Source organism: Micromonospora sp. MGP-C2, assembly GCF_057766525.1.
The window spans coordinates 507974-523058 of the sequence record NZ_JBYMEN010000002.1 but is presented as its reverse complement, the minus strand read 5'-3'; the positions used below and the strand labels follow the sequence as shown (position 1 = coordinate 523058).

Sequence of the window (15085 nt, the reverse complement as noted above, 5' to 3'; positions counted from 1 at the left end):
GGGCCGACAGCGCAAGACCGGCGGGACGCGCGGGCCGGCGAGGTCAGGCCGGGACCAGGACGGCCTCGCGCAGCAGTCGACGGGTCAGAGTGACCCGGTCGGCGTCGTCGGACAACCCGGGCAGGTCACCAACCCGGGTCACTGCGCCGCTGAGCAGGACACGAGCCGCAGCCTCGCAGTCACCAGGCAGGGTGATCGTCCGGTCGAACAGCCGCAACGCCACCGAGTCCGACCCGTGCGGCACCAACTGCCAGCGCAGGCCCGGACGCAGGGTGACCTGGGCGTCGGCGTCAAGCGCGGCCACCGCGTCGGCCTGGGCGAGCGGCCGGATGGGTGCCGGGCGGGCGGCCGGCCAGGCACGTTGGCGCAGGCGCGCGGCGACCGCACCGGGGTCGGCGCGCAGGAGCCAGTCCCGTAGTGCCTCGACCGTCTCGGTCAGCTCCGGCTCGATGGCGTCCGGGTCGGCGACGTCGGTGCCGAACGGCAGGCTGGCCCGCAGCCGTTGGTCCTCGGCGGCCAGCGCCAACAGCTCCTCGACCAGGGCGTAGCGGGTGAGCGCGCGGATGCCCACGGTCAGGTGCAGCGAGCTGGCGTCCTGCGCCTGCGCGCTGTGCAGCCAACCCCGGGGCAAGTAGAGGGCGTCGCCGGGGGCGAGGACCACGTCCAGCGCGGCCTGGCCCTGCGCGGTGGCGCCGACCTCGTCGGCGCGGCCACCCCACGGCTGCTTCTCCAGCGGGTCGGGCAGCACCGGCGGGTGGATCCGCCAGTGTTTGCGGCCGTCGACCTGGAGGACGAACACGTCGTGGGTGTCGTAGTGGGTGGCGAACCCCTGGCTGCCCGCCGGGGTGAGGTAGGCGTTGATCTGTAACGGCTGGTTGAGCGCGAGGCCCAGGTCACGGGCGAAGTCGACGAGCGGTGGCCAGATCCGGTGCAGGCCCTGCAACACCAACGTGGCGCCGGAGGCGTACTGCTCCAGGACCCGCTCGTCGAGCACCTGGTCGCCGATCTCGGCGCCCGCGCCGCCACCGCCGGTCCAGCGCGCCGCCGGCACCAACTGGCCGTCCTTGGCGACGCGCAGAAAGGGGGTACGCAGACCGCGCCGGCTGAGCAGCTCGTCGGCGTCGGCGGGGCTGAGCAGGTCGGCGAAGCCGGACGCGTTGGGCAGCTCGGCGGCGCGGGAGAGCAGCGGGGTGTGTCCCCAGTGCGCGGCGGCGAACTTGGCCGGCTCGACCGAGACGCAACGGGCCAGCGCCTCGGCGGCGTTTGCGGACGGAACCGCCGGGCGGCCGTGGCCGCCCGGCGGGTCGAGGTGCGTCATGATGTGCCGCTACCGGGCGCTGCCGTCAGCGCCGCCGTCCTGCTGACCCGGGGTGGCACCGCCGTCGGCGGGACCCTCCGCGCCACCGTCGGCGCCGCCGTCGTGCTGGCCCGGGGTGGCACCGCCATCGGCGGGACCCTCCGCGCTGCCATCGGCGCCACCGTCGTGCTGACCCGGGGTGGCACCACCGTCGGCGGGACCCTCCGCGCCACCGTCGGCGCCACCGTCGTGCTGACCGGGGGTCGCGCCACCGTCGGCCGGGCCCTCCGCGCCGCCGCCGCCCATGGTCTGCATGTCGTCATCGTTGAGTGCCATCGGTACTCCCTTGGGTGTGCCGCCCCGCCGTGCGCCGGGGTCCGTCGTGCTGCGGGTGGTACCCCACGCGCGATCTTCTCTAACCCTCACCGTAGACGCCGAACCGGGGCGACACGGGCAGTTCGCCAGCGGCGGCGGAGAGTGCCAGGATGGGGTGGTGATCCTGGTGGGCACGTCCGGCTGGCAGTACCGGGACTGGCGGGGCCGCTTCTACCCGCAACAACTGCCACAGCGGCTCTGGCTGGAGCACTTCGCGGCCGGGTTCGCCACTGTCGAGGTCAACAACGCCTTCTACCGGCTGCCGGAGCGGGAGACCTTCGCCGCCTGGCGGGCGCGCACACCGGCGGATTTCTGCGTGGCGGTGAAGATGAGCCGCTACCTCACCCACATCAAGCGGCTGCGCGATCCGGACGAGCCGGTGGCCCGGTTCCTCGGTCGCGCCACCGCGCTCGGTGACCGTCTCGGCCCGGTGCTGCTGCAACTGCCGCCGAACCTCCGGGCGGACGTCGACGCGCTCGACGCGACCCTGCGACTGTTCCCGGCCGAGGTGCGGGTCGCCGTCGAGCCCCGGCACCCCTCCTGGTGGACCGACGCCACCCGGGCGGTGCTGGAACGGCGTCGGGCCGCGCTGGTCTGGGCCGACCGGCTGGGGCGCCCGGTCGCTCCGCGCTGGCGCACCACGGACTTCGGGTACCTGCGGCTGCACGAGGGGCGGGCACGGCCGTGGCCCCGCTACGGCCGCGCGGCGCTCACCTCATGGGTGCGGCGGCTGACCGACGCCTTCGGCGAGGACGAGCCGGCGTACGTCTATTTCAACAACGACCCGGGCGGCGCCGCCATCGTGGACGCTGTCGCGTTCGCCGCGCTGGCCCGTGCGGCCGGGCACCCGGTGTCGCGGGTGCCGACGCCGGCCGAGGCAGACACCTCCGGCGACTGAGCCCGCCCGAGGCGTTCCTCGGGCGGGCTCACGAGCGTCAGGCCGTCACGGCATCATCTTGGCGAGGTCCTTGGGCATGGTGTCCTTCACGTCCTGCCACTCGCCCTGGGTGACGTGTCGGCGCAGGGTGTCGAGCACCACCTGCGTCACCCGTTCCGGGCCGCCCTCCGCGTCGTACGGGAAGCCCTGACGGACCTCGTAGAGGAAGTCGTCCCGGTTGAGCTTGATCGGCACGTCGGACGGCACCCAGCCGTCGAAGTAGATCCCCCGCACGAGCACCGGCAACTGCTGGGCGAACTCGACGCTCTCGTCCACCGGCAGCCGGTCGCGCAGCAGGTGCAGCACCGTGCGCAGAGCCGCGTACGACTGGTTGCGCCGTTCCTTCGGCCAGCCGTAGGCGTTCTCGATGTCCTTGAGAATGAGGTTCGTCTTGTCCAGCGAGGACTCGAACGCTGAGATCATCGAGTCAGCCATCGGTCGACCCCCGTTCCGTGCTGTCCCACCGTCGGTCGTCGGCGCGGCGAGGCGGCCCCGATGGGCCGCGGCGTGCCCGCACCGGGCTGCCCTGCGGCGCGCGGCGGGCGTTGTCCGCCGTACCGACCACGTGCAGGACGGCACCGCGCCGTCGATCCGTCACCACTCGAACCGTCATCCCCGTCACCTCCGTGTCGTCTGCGGCGTCGACCACCCCCGGGCGGTCGTACCCACCGTCCCCAGCCTGCCGGCGCTGCGGGTGACCCGGCCCCACCCGGATCGGGTGAGGTCAGTTGGCGTCGAGGAGGCCAGCGAGGGTCTTCGCGTTGGTCTGGGCGTAGTCGCGGTAGCAGTTGTTCATCAACACGTGCGTCTGACCGGCCTCGTCGGCCAGCTCGCGCAGCTTCGGCGCCCAGTCGGCCAACTCCCGCTTGGAGTAGTGGTAGCCGAACTTCTCGTGGATGTCCTTGCTGGTCCACTTGTCACTGTGGCCGTGGAAGCGCACCACCGCGAGGTCCGCGGTGGCGGCCAGGATCGGGGGCAGCGACGAGCGGTGGCCCTGCGGCATGTCCACGCAGACGTACGGCAGTTTGTGCTCGCGCAGGAAGGCCAGGGTCTCGTCGGCGTTGTCGCCGTCGAACCAGGAGGCGTGCCGGAACTCGTAGACCGGGCGCAGCGGCGCGCAGCGCTTCGCCACCTCCAGCAGGTACTGCTTGTTGGCCCGCTTGATGGTGAACCAGGGTGGGAACTGGAACAGCAGCGCACCCAGCTTGCCCGCCTCGACCAGCGGGTCCAGGGCGGACAGGAAGCGCGTCCAGACCTCCTCGTACGACTGCGCGGGCAGGTCGTCGGGGTAGACGTTCTTCTTGTCGGTCTCCGGACGCAGGTCCTTGTAGAGGGCGCTGACCCGGGTGGGATGCCCGGTCAGCAGACTGAACGCCTTGATGTTGAAGGTGAAACCGGCCGGCGTGCGCTCGGCCCACAGCTTCGCGGTCGCCTCGGCGGGCGGCGAGTAGTAGGTGGCGTCCACCTCGACCAGCGGGAACTGCCGCGCGTAGTAGGCCAGCCGCTTCTCCGGGGTGTCCGCCGTCTGCGGGTACCAACCCGAGTCCAGCAAGGTGCGGTCGGTCCAGGACGCGGTGCCCACGAGGATGTCATCCATGGTTCAAGTCCATCGCGTCACGGACCGACCGGCAACCGCTGACGTCGCTCAGGCCGCCCGCCGTTCGCGGGTCTGCTTGCAGGTCACACAGGTGGTGGCGGCCGGGAAGATCTCCAGTCGCTCCACCGGGATCGCCGCCGAGCAGCCCTCGCACCAGCCGTAGGTGCCCTCGGCGAGCCGGCCGAGCGCGTGCTCGTACTGGGCGCGGCGGTCGAGGATGGTGCGCAACAGGGACTGCGCGGTGTCCCGCTCGGCGGTCTTGGTGCCGCTGTCGGCCTGGTCGTCGCCGGCGGTGTCGCCGACCTCCACCAGCCGCAGCACCTGGCTCTGGAGCACGGCCTGGTCGTACTCGGCGGTCAGCTCGTCGTAGCGCGACTGCAGGGAGAGCCGGATCTGGTCGATCTCCGTCTGGGAACGGGTCGTACCGACCGTGTCGTGGACGAGCATCGCTGCCTGCCTTTCCTGGGCCTGTGGCTCACTGTGAACCGGGTGCCGGCGGCGTGAAGCCCCGGTCACGGTCGCAAACGGTGCGCGGGCGATCACCTGCGCTCTGTGAGCCGGGCGATTACCCACGGGATCGGCCGGGCAAACCGGCGAATTCCCGGGGGTTGTCAGCCGTCTCCGCCGGCCTCCACGAGCGCGGGGCGGCGGGGGTCGTCGGCTCGCACCACCACGTCGGCGAAGCTCGCCGGTGCGACCTCCTCGGCGTACCGGTCGAAGGCGGGCAGCGCCCACTCCTGGGCCGGTTCGGTGCGTCGACGCAGCGCCGCCGGGGACAGCTGCAGGTGGACGGCGATGTCGAAGGGCAGGCCGCCGCCGAGCAGCAGCGGGCCGCTGACGAGGACGACGCCTCCGGGTGGCAGGTCGACGTAGTGAGCACGGCTGGCCCGGTCGGCGTCGGCGTCCCAGAGCGACGGGAGCACCCGCCCGGTGCCGCCCGGGCCGGCCGGGTCGAGCACCTCCCGCCGCAGGCCGGCCTCGTCGACCCAGTTCTCGTAGAAGGAGTCCGGGTTGGTGCGGCCCAGCTCGTAGCGCAGGGACGCGGGGCGGAGGAAGTCGGTGGCGCGTACGTGCAGCACCGGACGGCCCCGGGCGCGCAGCGGGTCGACGAGCGCGGCGGCCAGCTCGTCCGGGCCGGCTGCGGGAGCGCCGTCCACCGCTACCCGCAGCCGGGCGGGCCCGGTGGCGGCGCGGGTCGCGGCGTCGGCCAGCCGGCCGGTCAGCTCGGTGACGAGCAGGTCGGGCGAGATGGGACGGATGCGCACCGGACCATCCTGCCCCGCGTCGGGTGGGCGGGTGACGCCGGTCAGCTGCTGCGGTCGATGGTGACCCGGGCGTCGTCGGCCAGCCGGTAGCCCACGCCGTAGACGGTGGTGACCAGGGGTACGTCCACGCCGACCTTGCCGCGCAGCCGACGCACGTGCACGTCGACGGTGCGTACGCCGGCGTGCTCGTAGCCCCAGACGGCGTTGAGCAGTTGCAGCCGGGTGAACACCCGGCGCGGGTGGGCGACCAGGTGCAGCAGCAGGTCGAACTCCAGCCGGGTCAGCGGCAGCGGCTCGTCGTCGCGCAGCACCGAGCGGGACGAGGCGAGGATGTGCAGGGCCGGGATGGTCGGGCTGAGGGCCCGGGTCGGTGACCGGTTGGCGGGCGCCTGGTCGGGGCGGCGTTCGGTCGGAACGGACCCGACGATCACGCCCTCGCCGCGCTCCAGCATCTCCCGGGCGGCTTCGAGCAGCCGACGTGCCGCTGGGGTCAGCGACTCCTCACAGGCCAGCGGGATGGACAGCGTCACGGTGAGCACGGGCGTCGCGGTGTTCGCCGGGCGACGCTGACCGCCGGGCGGTCGACCGGGCACCGCGGGTTGCGACGTATGCCATCCGGCGCGCGACGAGGCAGGGCTGACCGACATGGTCCTCCTTGGGCTGGTCCGGGTATCTCCCCACGGCCCGGGACGCCGCTTCATCGATGCTTCCCGGCGCCCGGGCGAGAATCAAGAGGCGGCTGCGTTGCATGAATGTGACAATTGACGAACACATCGGAGCCAGATGCTCGCTCTGCGTACGAGGCCTGATGATTACAGCAGAGTCGCCGAGATGCCCCGATACGGGGGTCCCCGCCCGGTTCACCGAGGTTGTCGCAGGCCGCCGGACCAGGGCTTATCGGCTGTGGTCCACGCTGATCCGCGCCTCGTCGGCCAACCGGTAACCAACCCCGTAGACGGTGGTCACCACCTCCGAGCCGTCCAGCTTGGCGCGCAGCCGTCGAACGTGCACGTCCACGGTCCGGGCCACCGCGTGCTCGTACCCCCACACACTGGACAACAACTGGAGGCGGGTGAAGACCCGGCGCGGCCGCTCGGCCAGGAACAGCAGCAGCTCGTACTCGATGCGGGTCAGCGGGACGACCCGGTCGCCCTGGCGGACCATCCGCGAGCCGGCCAGGATGCGGACGTGGGCGGCGTCGGCGGACGGCGCGCCGGCGGCGGGGCTCGCGGCCGCTCGCGGCGCGGGCACCACGTCCTCGACGGTACGCAGCTGGCCCTCCCCCGACTCGGCCAGCTCGCCGAGCAGCTGCACCAACCGGGCGAGCCGGGGGCTCAGCGGCCCGGGGACGAGGTCGAGGGTGATGGTGAGGGTCGGGCCGGTGCGCGGGCGGGCCGGGCGGGTGCCCGGGTGGCGGCGCGTGGGGATGGCGACGACGGACATGGTGCCTCCTGAGTGGCGGTACGCCCGCCACGCCGGGTGCGGCGTGACGGTCAGCGGCGCGCCCACCCGGTCTTGACGGGGGACGCTAGTGGGGAGGTGTGCAGCGGGGTCGGGCCGAGGGCTGGCAGGCCGGCGATCCGCCAGGCCGCGAAGCCGCCGATCACGTCGGTGGCCCGGTGCAGACCGACGTCCTGCAGGGCGGCGGCGGCCAGCGAGGAGGTGTAGCCCTCCTGGCAGAGGATCATCACCGGCACGTCGTAGTCGACCGCCTGCGGCAGTCGGGCCGGGCAGCGGGGGTCGAAGCGCCACTCCAGCACGTTGCGCTCGACAGTGAGCGAGCCCGGCACCATGCCGTGTGCGGCCCGCTGCGCTGCCGGTCGGATGTCGACCAGCAGTGCTCCGGCCCGGTACGCGAGGTGCGCGCGCTCCGGGTCCAACCGGTGCAGCCGGGCACGCGCGGCGGCCAGGATCTCGTCGATGCCCCGGGAGCCCGGCGGCGGCACGGGGGCCGGACAGTGCTCGGCGGTTACCTGCATTATCGGTTCCTTCCGGTGACAGGGAGTGGATCGTGGGCTCGCCGCGGTCACCAGGACCGGCCGGCTTCGGCGACCTCGGCGACCCGCAGCCGCCCGTCCACCAGGTGGTAGCGGGTCATCCGCAGCAACGCCGGCCGGTAGACGTGCACGCTGACCGCCGGCGCCGGCCCCTGGTTGGTCACCTGGTGCACGTGTCGGGGGCCGAAGCGGCGACCGGCGCCGGCGGGCAGCAGTCGTGGGCGCAGCCGGCCGGCGGCGACCGTCTCCTCGGTGAGCGTGCCGCTGACGACCCGGAACCCTCCGGCCGAACCACCGTGGTCGTGCAGGTCGGTGCCCTGCCCGGGCAGCCAGCTCAGTGCCCACACCTCGTGGTCGTCGCCGACGTCGAGGCGCGCGTACCAGCGCTCGGCCGGGTCGAAGCGCAGCGCGACCGGCCAGCCGGCCGGGTCGGCCCACCGGGCGGCGACGGTGAGCAGGTCAAGCTCCGGGCGGCGGTGCGTCATGGCGGTTCCTCGCGGGTCGTTCGGCGGGGTGCCCTCGTACTCTAGACGGCAAAGCCTATAGGTTTAGTAGGTAATTCCACCTGCTGGGACGCAGGTCAGACCTGGTGTCGATCAGCGCAGCACCGGCGGGTCCACCCGGTAGCCGGGCAGCGAGGGCCACCGCACGGTCAGGACCACCGACGCGCGCTCCGCGAACCAGGAGTGGTCCACTCCCCGACCCCACACCACGTAGTCGCCCGGCGCGGCCAGCCGCACCGTCCGGTCCGGCAGCTCCACCCGGAAGCACCCCTCAATGAGTACGAGCAGAGTGGTGCGCCGCTCCCCGGTCGCCCACTGGGACCGGGCCTGTCCGGGCGGGTGCACTCCCCACTTCACCTCGACATCGGCGCTGTGCCGGATCTCCCCCGGCGGCGCGAAGTGCCCGAGCAGCCAACCGGCATTGGTGGCACCGTCGACACCCGCGTTGCCCACGTACACCGTCTCCGCCATCGGACCCCTCCCCCAGCACACCGGCCGAGCAACGTATCAGGACCGCTGCGACTAACCTGGACCGGTGACCGACCACCTCGACGCCGAGACGCTGGCGTTCGCGCACCGGATGTTCGACCTGGCCCGGGCCGGCTCCACCGAGGAGCTGGCCGCACAGCTCGACGCCGGCCTGCCCGTCAACCTCACCAACGACAAGGGCGACACGCTGCTGATCCTGGCCGCGTACCACGCCCACCCGGACACGGTGGCCGCCCTGCTCAGTCGCGGCGCCGACCACTCCCGGGCCAACGACCGGGGTCAGACCGCGCTGGCCGCCGCGGTGTTCCGCAGCAGCACCGAAGCGGTCCGCGCGCTCCTCGCCGCCGGCGCCGACCCGGCACACGGCAACCCCTCGGCACTGGAGACCGCGCAGTTCTTCGACCTGCCGGAGATGACGGAGCTACTGCGCGCCGGCTGACACCAGCGCCGACGGGCCGGTATACAGGGTCGGTGGAAGATCCCCTGCCCGAGCAGATGCGGGCCGCCGGCACCACGCTGCTGGCCGCGCTCGACCCCGCCGCACGCGACAGCGCCGTGCACCCGTTCGACGACGAGTCGTCCCGACGCTGGCTGGAGTACCGGCCTCGACCCCGGCCCGGCGTCTGCCTCGCCGAGCTCGACGTCGCCGGCCGCAAGGCCGCGCACCGGTTGCTGGCCACCGCGCTCAGCCCTTCGGCGTACGCCCAGGCGATGGCGATCATCGCGCTGGAGGAGGTGCTGGACCGCGCCGAAGGCTGGCACCGCGGGCGGCACAGCGGTGACTACTGGGTGGCCGTGTTCGGTGACCCGGCGCGCGACGACCGCTGGGCGTGGCGACTCGAAGGGCACCACCTGTCGGTGAACATGACAGTGGTGGACGGTCAGGTCTCCCCCGCACCGATCTTCTTCGGCGCCAACCCGGCAGCGGTCCGCTACGCCGGCCGCCCGGTCTCCCGCCCACTCGGCATCGAGGAGGACCTGGGCCGGGCACTGCTCGACGCGATCGGGCCGGCCGAGCGATCCGCCGCGATCATCGCCGACGAGGCGCCCGCGGACATCATCAGCGCCACCCGCGGGCAGGTCGACGCCCCGCTGGAGCCGCTCGGCGTGCCGTCCGACCGGTTGGGGCCGACCGGGCGCGCACTGCTCGACCAGGTGGTCGCGCTCTACCTGGACCGGCTGCCGCCCGAGCTGGCCATCCGCGAGGCGCGCCGACTGGACGCCGGCCGGCTGCACTTCGCCTGGGCCGGGGCGACCCACCCCGGGCAGCGGCACTACTACCGGGTGCAGGGCGACGACCTGCTGATCGAGTACGACAACACGAGCGCCGACGGCAACCACGCCCACACAGTGCTACGCCGCCCCGCCAGCGACTTCGGTGCCGACGTCCTGGCAACCCACCACAAGGCCCACCACTAGTCCGCCGCGCCCTGGCCTGGCCTGGCCCGCCCCGCCGGTCGATCATGGAGTTGTGGTGGGCGGCTTGGCCCGGTGCGCCACTTTTGCGGGGCACCACAAGTGCATGATCGCCGCGGTCAGGGCTCAGGGCCGGGTCGCCTCGATGAGGAAGCGTTGGGCGTGGGCGGTGAAGGGGCCCTCGGTGGTGATGCGCTCGTGCAGGGCCAGGAGTTGTTCGCGGTAGCGGTCCACGGTGAACCCGGGCACCGTCCAGATCACCTTGCGCAGGAACCAGACCACCGCGCCGATGTCGGAGAAGGTCGCCCGCAGGGTGGCCCGACGCAGGTCGACCACCCGCAGTCCAGCGTCCTCGGCGGCGGCCGCCGCGTGTTCGGGATGCCGGTGGGCCGGCGGCGGCAGCGGGCCGAGGATCGCCTCACTCAACTCCCGCATGGTGCCCGCCCCGATCTGCTGGGACAGGAACGTCCCGCCCGGCCGCAGCACCCGAGCGGTCTGCGCCCAGTCGGTCCGCACCGGATGCCGGCTGACCACCAGGTCGAACGAGGCGTCGCGGAAGGGCAGCGGCCCGTCCGGGTCGACCGCCACCACCGTCGCGCCCACCCGGCGCAGGGTGCGCCGGGCAACCTCCACGTTGGGCGGCCAGCCCTCGGTGGCTGTCAGCAGCTTCGGCGGATGCGGCACCTCGGCGAGGACCTCGCCGCCGCCGGTGTCCACGTCCAGAGCGGCGGTGGCACGCGCCATCCGATCGGCGACCAGTCGGGCGTACGCCCACTGTGGACGCTCCTCGGTAGCCCGGCCCGCCAGCCAGTCGAAGCCCCACCCGTCGATCGGCGCGGCGGCTGCCTCCGCGATCAACTCCTCGGCATTCCGCAGATCGGTCATGGCGGTCAGCCTCACCGGCCGACCACCCGACCGGCAACTCATTTGCGCCCGCCATGGCCCGGCCGGGCGGGTCGGATCAGGGCCGACCGGCCGGACCGGTCGCCGCCCGGCCAACCGGGTCACAGGTCGGACGAACCAGGCGGGTCGGGTCACGGGCCGGCAGCGTGGGGCCCGCAGCGTGAGACTGGCAGCGTGGGACCGGCAACGGGGCTAGCAGCGCGTGGTCTGTAATGCTCTCCCGGCAGTGCGCGTCAGGGGCGCGGGCGGACAATCTCGACGGTGCCGTTGGCGAGCGCGTCGAGGCCGCCCGTCTCGGTGCGGCCGCTGTCGAACTGGCGCATCAGCCGGGCGCCCAGGTGCACGCCGATGCCGCCGGCGGCGAGCGCGACCAACTCGGTGATCAGGATCGCGGCCGACGCGCCATGCTCCGGTGACTGCGACCGGACCAGGCAGGTGAGCAGGAACAAGCCGGCCATCACCGCGTTCACCAGGTTGAACGCGACCGCTGTGCGGCGGGTGCGGTCGACCGGTACGTCCCACAGGTCGATCATGCCGGCTACCGCGGTCAGTGCCGCGGCGACGAGGGCGGCGACGCCGGTCCAGTAGCCGACCTCGCCCAGGAACGCCGGTCCGCCGACGACATCGGTGAAGTCGAAGACGGTGGCGCTGACGAAGAGCCCGAGCGGGAACGTGACCAGCATCGGTTGGATCGGGTGCCCCTGCACCCGCAGCCGGCTCTGCATCGGTCCTCCCCCAGGTCGGCGCAGCTCACCTGACCAGAGTGCTACCCGGGGCCGGTCGGGACGAAACGACGCCGCCCGACTCGCCGCCGAGAGAGAACGGGCACCACCGAAAGAACACGCACCGCCGCGGGCACACGCACCGCCGCGGGCACACGCACCGCCGCGGGCACAGGCACCACCGCGCGCACACGGACCGCCGGGAGGTTGATCGACTCGGGATTCAGGAAACCGGTCCATCCACGAGCCGCGAACACCCCGGATTCAAGGAACCCGAGTCGATCAAGGCCGTAGCGCCGAACGCCCAACCACGAACGCCGACCCGCCCGGGTGAGCCTCGGCGCGCGGTCCGGTCAGGCGTCGCGCCGGTCAGGCGTCGCGGGGGCGGGAGACTGTCCGGACCAGGCGCTCGGCCACCTCGCGCAGCGGAATGTCCAATGACGACGCGGCGGTGCGCAGCACGTCGAGGGCCTCGGCTGGCGGGCACCCGCGCTGAGTCATGATCACCCCGACGGCCTGGCCCACCACCCCGTCGTGCAGCAGCGAGGCGTCCCGCTCGCTGGCGAGCGTGAGTTGCCGCTTGCGGTCACGGACGGCCGCCAACAGCAGGCCGGCGTGTTCGGCGAGCAGCATCGCGGTCAACTGGTGTTGCGGGGTCAGCAGCTCCGGCGAGGCGGCGTAGAGGTTGATCGCGCCGATCACCTGGTCGTCGATGTCCACCGGCGCGGAGATGACCCCGCGCACGCCGAGATCCCGGGCGCGCGCCGTCCAGACCGGCCAGCGGGTCTCGCCGGCCAGATCGGCGGCGAGGATCATCTCGCGGCGTTGGATGGCGCTCATCGCCGGAGAGTCCGGCCCGTGTCGCAGGTCGTCCAGCCCGGCCAGCCGCTCGTCGGAGGCGGCCACACCGGCGGGTTCGCCGGCGCGCAGGGCGGTGAACCCGCACCAGCGCACTCCGGCCACGGCGTCCCGGGTGACCCGGACCAGCGCCAGCAGCGCCTCGTCAAAGTCGGTCAGGGCGATCAGGCCGGCGGTCAGCTCGCGTAACAGGGCTGCGGTTTCCAGGACACCGAGGGTCTGCACCACCGGCTCCCGCGTGTCGAGGTTCACCGGTTCACAGCCTCCGTGCGCCCTCGCGCCCGGCCCGCGATCATCGTCACCTGTGTCATCGTCTGCTCTCTCCCGACTTGACCGACCAGCGCTACTACCCGAGGAAACCTGGGTCGAAACGACGTAAATCGGGGCCCCTGCCGCATGCGGAGGCACGACAGGGGCCCCGATGGCCTTACGTCAGCGCGAGGTGCCGCTGAGTCGCCGCCCGATCGACGCGATCAGCCGGTCCAGCTCGGACCCGAACGGGTTGTCGTGCACCAGGTACGTCCAGGTGGCGGTGGGCCGGACCAGGGTGCCGTCGTCGGGCTGCCAGTCCTCATCGAATTCGGTCTCGGTGAAGGTGGCGATGGTGCGGGCCTCGATCTCCGGGATCAGGTCGTTGAACGCCGGCACGGCGGCCCGGTGGAACTCGTCCAGCGGGTCGAGCCGGCCCAGCGCGCGCAGGTGCACGCCCTCGCGGACCTCCGACAACTCGGCCAGGTGCTCGGCCCAGAGCCGGTCCAGGTGGAAGAGCGCGATCGAGCGGGCCGCACGGGCGAGCAGGTCCTCGTCCATCTCGCCGGCCTTCTCGGGCTCCTTCTCCAGCAGCATCACGGCGGCCACGTCACTGGTCAGCAACCGCTCGCGGCGCGCGGCGAGAGCCTTGCGCTGCTGCTCGATCACCACGCTGTAGCGCCAGGTGTTGCGGTGGATCTCGTGGTTGACGCCCTCGGCGACCCGCTGGGCGTGCTCCACCGCGTAGTCGACCTGCTCGTCGGTCACCAGGCCGTCGGCGTTCATCCGCGGCGACGCCGGCACCGAGTCGGCGGCGTGCCGGACGACCAGGTCGTCCTCCAGGCTGACGAAGAAGACCGAGCCGCCCGGGTCGCCCTGCCGGCCGGCACGACCACGCAGCTGGTCGTCCACCCGGCGGCTGTCGTGCCGGCCGCTGCCGATCACGTAGAGGCCGCCCAGCTCGGCGACCCGCTCCTGGTCGCGGCCGTCGCTGCCGCCCAGTCGGATGTCGACGCCCCGGCCGGCCATCTGGGTGGAAACGGTCACCGCGCCGTACGCGCCGGCCTCGGCGATGATCGCCGCTTCCTCGTCGTCGTTCTTGGCGTTCAGCACGACGCAGGGCACCCCGGCCGCGTTGAGACCGGCGGCCAGGCCCTCGGACTCCTTGACGTCCAACGTGCCGACCAGCACCGGCCGCCCCTTGGCGTGCCAGCGCTGGATCTCGTCGATCAGCGCCTCGTCCTTCTCGGCCCGGGTGGCGTAGATGCGGTCCGGCTCGTCCTCGCGGATGCAGGGGGTGTTCGGCGGGATCACCGCGACCTCAAGTCCGAAGAACTCCCGCAGCTGGTCGCCGACCAGCACCGCCGTGGCGGTCATGCCGCAGACCTTCGGGTAGAGCGCGATGTACGCCTGCATGGCGATCGTGCCCAGCACCTCGCCCTCGGCGGTGGCGTCCAGGCCCTCCTTGGCCTCGACCGCGGCCTGGAGCCCGTCCGGCCAGCGGCGGCGCTGGGCCACCCGCCCGCGCATCTCGTCGACCAGCTCGACCGAGCCGTCCCGGACGATGTAATCCACGTCACGGTGCAGCAGGGCGTGCGCGTGCAGCGCAACGTTGACCGCGGAGAGCTGCTCGACGTGCTCCTCGTCGTACAGGTCGATGTCGAGCTTGGCCTCGATGGCGGCCAGGCCGGCGGAGGTGAACGCCACGCTGCGGCCGTCGTCCGCGACCGTGTAGTGCTTGCCCTTGCGCAGGCCACGGACCAGCGCGGCGGCGGCGTGCACCGGGTCCTGCTCGCCCGGCACGGCGCCGGCCAGGACCATCGGCACCCGAGCCTCGTCGATCATGATCGAGTCGGCCTCGTCGACGATCGCGGTGGTCAGGGCCGGTTGCACCCGGTCCTCCACGTCGGTGGCCAGCTGATCGCGCAGGTAGTCGAAGCCCGCCTCGCTGACCGAGACGTAGGTGACGTCGCAGGCGTACGCGTCGCGCCGCTCCTGCGGGGTGGAGGCCTCGTTGACCCAGCCGACGGTGAGGCCGAGCAGGGTGTAGACCGGCTCCATCCACTGGGCGTCGCGTCGGGCCAGGTAGTCGTTGATGGTGAGCACGTGCACCGGCCCGTTGCCGAGCCGGACGTGCCCGTACGCGGCGATCGTGGCGGTGAGTGTCTTGCCCTCACCGGTGGCCATCTCGGCGACCTTGCCGGACAGCAGCGACATCGCGCCGAGCAGCTGCACGTCGTACGGCCGCTGGTCGAGGCCGCGGCGGGCGGCCTCGCGGCCAATCGCGCAGATCTCCTCGTAACCGGTGGCGGCACCCGCGGCCTCGGTCAGCTCGGCGTCGTCCAGCGCGGCGAGCTCGTCCTCGCGCGCCTCGACAGCCGGCAGCAGCTTCTCCAGCGGAGCAAGATCCACGGTCGAGCCGGGGCGCTGAAGGAACCGCCGGAACTTGCTCTTGAACCGTTGCGACACACCCATGA

At 72.7% G+C, this 15085-nt stretch carries 18 protein-coding genes; 3 read left to right on the top strand and 15 right to left on the bottom strand.

Features of this window, described 5'->3' with window-relative positions; translation table 11 throughout:
- Nucleotides 1–43: 43 nt before the first annotated feature.
- The gene (locus AC3CF1_RS01970) at nt 44–1318 is read right to left on the bottom strand and encodes a cupin domain-containing protein (RefSeq protein WP_354981466.1); all 1275 of its coding nucleotides are present in this window, start codon (nt 1316–1318) and stop codon (nt 44–46) included.
- A gap of 9 nt (nt 1319–1327) precedes the next feature.
- Nucleotides 1328–1633, bottom strand: coding sequence for a hypothetical protein (locus AC3CF1_RS01965; protein ID WP_099853213.1), 306 nt, complete (start codon nt 1631–1633; stop codon nt 1328–1330).
- A gap of 157 nt (nt 1634–1790) precedes the next feature.
- On the opposite strand from AC3CF1_RS01965, the gene AC3CF1_RS01960 reads away from it, so the two are divergent.
- Nucleotides 1791–2570, top strand: a complete 780-nt coding sequence (locus tag AC3CF1_RS01960; RefSeq protein ID WP_210927204.1) for a DUF72 domain-containing protein — start codon at nt 1791–1793, stop codon at nt 2568–2570.
- Nucleotides 2571–2615: 45 nt separating this feature from the next.
- Here the strand turns inward: AC3CF1_RS01960 and AC3CF1_RS01955 are convergent, their stop codons facing one another.
- The 9 genes from AC3CF1_RS01955 to AC3CF1_RS01915 form a co-directional block, all read right to left on the bottom strand.
- Nucleotides 2616–3044 (bottom strand): DUF2267 domain-containing protein, encoded by a 429-nt coding sequence (locus AC3CF1_RS01955; RefSeq protein WP_088948032.1) that lies wholly within the window; start codon nt 3042–3044, stop codon nt 2616–2618.
- Between the two features lie 289 nt (nt 3045–3333).
- On the bottom strand, nt 3334–4206 hold the full coding sequence (locus AC3CF1_RS01950) for a DUF72 domain-containing protein (RefSeq protein ID WP_488449396.1): 873 nt from the start codon (nt 4204–4206) through the stop codon (nt 3334–3336).
- 48 nt (nt 4207–4254) lie between these two features.
- Nucleotides 4255–4653 carry a TraR/DksA family transcriptional regulator gene (locus tag AC3CF1_RS01945; RefSeq protein WP_488449395.1) on the bottom strand — a complete coding sequence of 133 codons (399 nt, stop codon included), beginning with the start codon at nt 4651–4653 and terminating at the stop codon, nt 4255–4257.
- A 164-nt stretch (nt 4654–4817) separates the two neighbouring features.
- Nucleotides 4818–5471 (bottom strand): nucleoside/nucleotide kinase family protein, encoded by a 654-nt coding sequence (locus AC3CF1_RS01940; protein ID WP_488449394.1) that lies wholly within the window; start codon nt 5469–5471, stop codon nt 4818–4820.
- Nucleotides 5472–5512: 41 nt separating this feature from the next.
- On the bottom strand, nt 5513–6118 hold the full coding sequence (locus AC3CF1_RS01935; RefSeq protein WP_354981468.1) for a winged helix-turn-helix domain-containing protein: 606 nt from the start codon (nt 6116–6118) through the stop codon (nt 5513–5515).
- Between the two features lie 247 nt (nt 6119–6365).
- Entirely contained in the window at nt 6366–6914 is a 549-nt protein-coding gene (locus AC3CF1_RS01930; protein ID WP_354981469.1) for a winged helix-turn-helix domain-containing protein, read from the bottom strand.
- A gap of 50 nt (nt 6915–6964) precedes the next feature.
- On the bottom strand, nt 6965–7450 hold the full coding sequence (locus tag AC3CF1_RS01925; RefSeq protein ID WP_488449393.1) for a rhodanese-like domain-containing protein: 486 nt from the start codon (nt 7448–7450) through the stop codon (nt 6965–6967).
- 47 nt (nt 7451–7497) lie between these two features.
- Entirely contained in the window at nt 7498–7953 is a 456-nt protein-coding gene (locus tag AC3CF1_RS01920; protein WP_088948026.1) for a cysteine dioxygenase, read from the bottom strand.
- 111 nt (nt 7954–8064) lie between these two features.
- On the bottom strand, nt 8065–8442 hold the full coding sequence (locus AC3CF1_RS01915) for a signal peptidase I (RefSeq protein ID WP_088948025.1): 378 nt from the start codon (nt 8440–8442) through the stop codon (nt 8065–8067).
- A 64-nt stretch (nt 8443–8506) separates the two neighbouring features.
- On the opposite strand from AC3CF1_RS01915, the gene AC3CF1_RS01910 reads away from it, so the two are divergent.
- Nucleotides 8507–8899 carry an ankyrin repeat domain-containing protein gene (locus AC3CF1_RS01910; protein ID WP_088948024.1) on the top strand — a complete coding sequence of 131 codons (393 nt, stop codon included), beginning with the start codon at nt 8507–8509 and terminating at the stop codon, nt 8897–8899.
- A gap of 32 nt (nt 8900–8931) precedes the next feature.
- Nucleotides 8932–9879 carry a DUF3500 domain-containing protein gene (locus tag AC3CF1_RS01905; RefSeq protein WP_488449392.1) on the top strand — a complete coding sequence of 316 codons (948 nt, stop codon included), beginning with the start codon at nt 8932–8934 and terminating at the stop codon, nt 9877–9879.
- 123 nt (nt 9880–10002) lie between these two features.
- Here AC3CF1_RS01905 and AC3CF1_RS01900 read toward each other — a convergent pair whose 3' ends face one another.
- The 4 genes from AC3CF1_RS01900 to secA2 form a co-directional block, all read right to left on the bottom strand.
- Nucleotides 10003–10761: a class I SAM-dependent methyltransferase gene (locus tag AC3CF1_RS01900; RefSeq protein ID WP_488449391.1), complete on the bottom strand. Its 759-nt coding sequence runs from the start codon at nt 10759–10761 to the stop codon at nt 10003–10005.
- 251 nt (nt 10762–11012) lie between these two features.
- Nucleotides 11013–11504, bottom strand: coding sequence for a DUF2231 domain-containing protein (locus tag AC3CF1_RS01895; protein ID WP_328534464.1), 492 nt, complete (start codon nt 11502–11504; stop codon nt 11013–11015).
- A 366-nt stretch (nt 11505–11870) separates the two neighbouring features.
- Nucleotides 11871–12611, bottom strand: coding sequence for a GAF and ANTAR domain-containing protein (locus AC3CF1_RS01890; protein WP_327644065.1), 741 nt, complete (start codon nt 12609–12611; stop codon nt 11871–11873).
- Nucleotides 12612–12791: 180 nt separating this feature from the next.
- Nucleotides 12792–15083: an accessory Sec system translocase SecA2 gene (secA2, locus tag AC3CF1_RS01885; RefSeq protein ID WP_141909283.1), complete on the bottom strand. Its 2292-nt coding sequence runs from the start codon at nt 15081–15083 to the stop codon at nt 12792–12794.
- Nucleotides 15084–15085 lie beyond the last annotated feature (2 nt).